The following is a 3219-nucleotide window of genomic DNA, read 5'->3' on the forward strand; positions in this document are numbered from 1 at the left end:
TCCGTTGGGCTAATAACCCGTGCGGGTTCGACCCCCGCCACCGGCACCACACCGAATGGCTCGCAAACCCTTGATATGACTGGGTTTGCGGGCTTTTTCTATTGCGTTGTCAGCCTTATGTATCGATCCCTCTCACAGCCGAAAACCGGCCATTTCAGGTCAGTTTTCGGCTGCTTTTCGGAGGGACATTGGAGGGATGTTCAACCATTACAGCGAGGGGTACACACCCATGATCGCATTGGCGGATGCCACTTTCGAGGTGAAATGCAAGTGCGTATAGATGTTGGAAGTCGTCGCAATATTGTGCTGTTCGTTCTGCCGGGGCTGCTGTTCCTGTTTGACCGGCTGATCATCCGGCCGAAAAAACGGACAGGAATCAGACTGTCGAAAAACCTGCCCAGGCGGAAATTACGGAGGGAAGGATCGTGTGAAGGGAAACCGTCAGGGTGTCCTTTTGCGTTCCATAACCCGCCGCAGCGGCAAAACTGCAATGCGGCAGGCAAAACACGTGCCCCAAACTCCGGATTGACATCCGGCGCAGAATCGTTTATTCTGTTTGCAGAGATTCGGACTTCCGGCGTTTTTTTCGACATTTGGGGAAAAAGCTGTCCGTTTTGCGTTTCTGGTGAAATATAGGAGTAGAGGGGCCATTGACCGGCCTGAAAAGAGGTGGTATCCATGGACATCCTGTCCGGCGAAGAGGCAAGCAGCCTTCGTCAGTTCTTTCTATGCACATTCGTTGACACATCCTGCGATTATTTTCAGGACCGGATCGCGCACATGAGGCAGTTCTCCGACGGGCTTCGCTACACGGGTTACCTGTGGGATTGCATGCTCGATCGGGAACCGGTCTCCTGTCACTATCTCATCAGTCAACTGCAGGCGTTGACAGGACCGTTCTACGTCTTTTGGGACATCCATTCCTGCGACAGGATTTTTATTCCGAATTATTGGAAATATCCGATCGACGCTGTTCTGCGCGCTGCGCCTGACGAAATTCCGGACACGCTGCAAACGCTGCCGGAGGACTGCTATTTCTTTGATGATTCCCTGTCGTGGGCCATGGTGACCACACACGAGGAGCTGAAGCCGGGCAAACGTCTGTGCTATCTGGCGGCAGCGCGGAATGTATTACGAAGCTAACGAAACCGGAAAGGTGGTAGAGCTGCTTTGTGTACGACAAGCCTTGTGATCATGCGAAATGCACATGCCGGAGCTTTTATACGGAGAATATGAGAGATGAGTATTGCCGCGTGAACTTCGATTGCGCGAATGCCCTTCTGGAGTTGCCGTTTGTCTCTGTTGGAAGCGAAGACCTTGCCTTTGAGATTTTCGATGGCCATGACACAACAAATATGGGAACTTTTATGAGCCTTGAATCACCGTCTTGCGAAAATCAGCCGTCCAGGATTCCGCTTCGCTCCTGCTTTGTGATTTTGCGGCATGCCATTTCGCTATGCCTGCCCTATGCTCAGTCGGCAGAAGTCTATTTGACTGACAGCCCCAGTACGGAGATGGATTTCCAAAATATTTCTATTCCAGCCAGCAGAGTCTGCACTCTTCTGGAGAAAGCGTATGCCAAAGTACCAGTCTGGTGCCCTTTTGTGCCCGATCTGCATATTTCTGTGATGGCGGATGAGCCTGCGGGCTTGGGCTGAAAAAGTAGGCAGGAGAATACTGAAGTCTTTATTCTTGGCAAGCACACAACAGAAAAGGAGATACATCATATGCGAAACAACCATGCAGCGATATTCCGTCGTTCCCTTCTCCTGATGTTCGCCGCCGTCCTCCTTTCCGCTTGTCTTTTCGGAGGATGCAGCACGGAGGACGCAGCCATTGTCCGGCAGGGCATGCCGCTCGCGGAGCTGAAAGAAGCTGCCGATAAGATTCTGCTCGACGCCCCGACCTGCTGCATCGTACAGATCGGCGATACGATCGCGGCCGTCAGCACAAGCGGAACAACGGCAGAGCATTTCGCCCTGTTTGACAGCGGCACCGGTGCCATGCTCCGTTGCAGCGGCCTCGCTCTGGCATCCTCCAACGCAGAGCTGACCCAATTGATCGGCACGGAGGCAGAACACGCACCCGAGGCACTATCCGCAACAGAATTCGATCTCGGAAGCGGGCGCTATATCCCCGCCTACCTGACAGAGAATGCAAAGCTGATCACACTGGAATGTGAAAACGAAGTCATCCGCGGTATCTGTGTAACGAGCCTGATCGACGAAACCGTGCAGCGGTACGGAGAATGTGAAAGCGTCCGGCTCATTCCGGCATGATATCAGCTACGAAGAATTGCTGGAGGCTTTCCGTACGGCAGTGCAGCTGCGGGAGGCAGGCCGCTCCTCAATCTGATGCAGCCGGATGCGCCGATGCTGCCCTGCTCCCAAAAAATGAAATCCACTGGAAAAGGAAGTGCTGTTTATGCGTCAATCAAGGCTTTGCCGTGTATTTCTCACCGTGGCTATGATCACCGTCATTGCAGTTCTAGCCCTGAGCGGCTGCCGCGCGCAACCTGCGCCGCTCCAGGATGCGCTTGCAGATTATGAAAAGGTCCTCAAAACCGATGGACTGGACGGTCTGCGGCTCAGCGTGTATTATATCGACCCGTCCATCCTTACGCGTTCCCCGCTGACGGAGGAACAACTGCTTTCGTTCGAGTCGGTTCAAAAATTTGAAGTGGACAATGCACAGCTTCTGCAGCACATCGAGCTGCTGAAAACGATAAATGCAGAGGAACTGACGCCGGTTTCGAACCCTTCTGCATTGAATGCACGTCTGTGCTGTATCTTTGAATCAGATTATGCCGGGCAGGTCCTGCAGCTGACGCTCGGAGGCGAAGCCAACAGCATTTTTGTAAACGGGGTCGAGGCCGAAAATTGTGAGCTGCTTCACGATCTCCTCGCGGCATTTGCTCCGGAAGAGGTGCTGCACGTTTTGAACGGTTATTTTGCGGAATACATCGAGCAGTAGGCCCCGCAGCAGTATATCTTATTAAATGTCAAGGAACTATAGGACACGATCCGGTCGGATTTCCCTGCGAAAGCGACGCTCTGGATCATGTTTATGACCAAATCACGCGGTATCTGATCTGACGGAGGGAACGACCATGTCAAATTTCCGCAAGCAATTCAAACAAGGTGACGAGCTGCTTCCGGCGGCGGGCGACGTTATTCTGGAGACGGGGCAGGCCTCCGTTTCGTTCCTGCAGCGCAGGCT

The 3219-nt window shown here is 53.2% G+C and carries 5 protein-coding genes; all 5 read left to right on the forward strand.

What is annotated here, in order from left to right; genetic code table 11:
• On the forward strand, nt 1-636 hold a 636-nt coding region (locus WMO66_RS04385; RefSeq protein ID WP_349135168.1), incomplete at its 5' end, for a hypothetical protein.
• A gap of 42 nt (nt 637-678) precedes the next feature.
• Nucleotides 679-1143 (forward strand): hypothetical protein, encoded by a 465-nt coding sequence (locus WMO66_RS04390; protein ID WP_349135169.1) that lies wholly within the window; start codon nt 679-681, stop codon nt 1141-1143.
• A gap of 89 nt (nt 1144-1232) precedes the next feature.
• Nucleotides 1233-1658 carry a hypothetical protein gene (locus tag WMO66_RS04395; protein WP_349135170.1) on the forward strand — a complete coding sequence of 142 codons (426 nt, stop codon included), beginning with the start codon at nt 1233-1235 and terminating at the stop codon, nt 1656-1658.
• A gap of 69 nt (nt 1659-1727) precedes the next feature.
• Complete coding sequence (locus WMO66_RS04400; protein ID WP_349135171.1) at nt 1728-2279, forward strand: hypothetical protein; 552 nt, start codon at nt 1728-1730, stop codon at nt 2277-2279.
• 145 nt (nt 2280-2424) lie between these two features.
• On the forward strand, nt 2425-2973 hold the full coding sequence (locus tag WMO66_RS04405; RefSeq protein ID WP_349135172.1) for a hypothetical protein: 549 nt from the start codon (nt 2425-2427) through the stop codon (nt 2971-2973).
• Nucleotides 2974-3219: the final 246 nt, after the last annotated feature.

It is taken from the genome of Faecousia intestinalis, assembly GCF_040096185.1.
Taxonomy (GTDB): domain Bacteria; phylum Bacillota; class Clostridia; order Oscillospirales; family Oscillospiraceae; genus JAZOXB01.

Bases quoted from the DNA above. Each gene is read 5' to 3' on its own strand.
- WMO66_RS04390 (WP_349135169.1), top strand. From the start codon at position 679: ATGGACATCCTGTCCGGCGAAGAGGCAAGCAGCCTTCGTCAGTTCTTT.
- WMO66_RS04395 (WP_349135170.1), top strand. From the start codon at position 1,233: ATGAGAGATGAGTATTGCCGCGTGAACTTCGATTGCGCGAATGCCCTT.
- WMO66_RS04400 (WP_349135171.1), top strand. From the start codon at position 1,728: ATGCGAAACAACCATGCAGCGATATTCCGTCGTTCCCTTCTCCTGATG.
- WMO66_RS04405 (WP_349135172.1), top strand. From the start codon at position 2,425: ATGCGTCAATCAAGGCTTTGCCGTGTATTTCTCACCGTGGCTATGATC.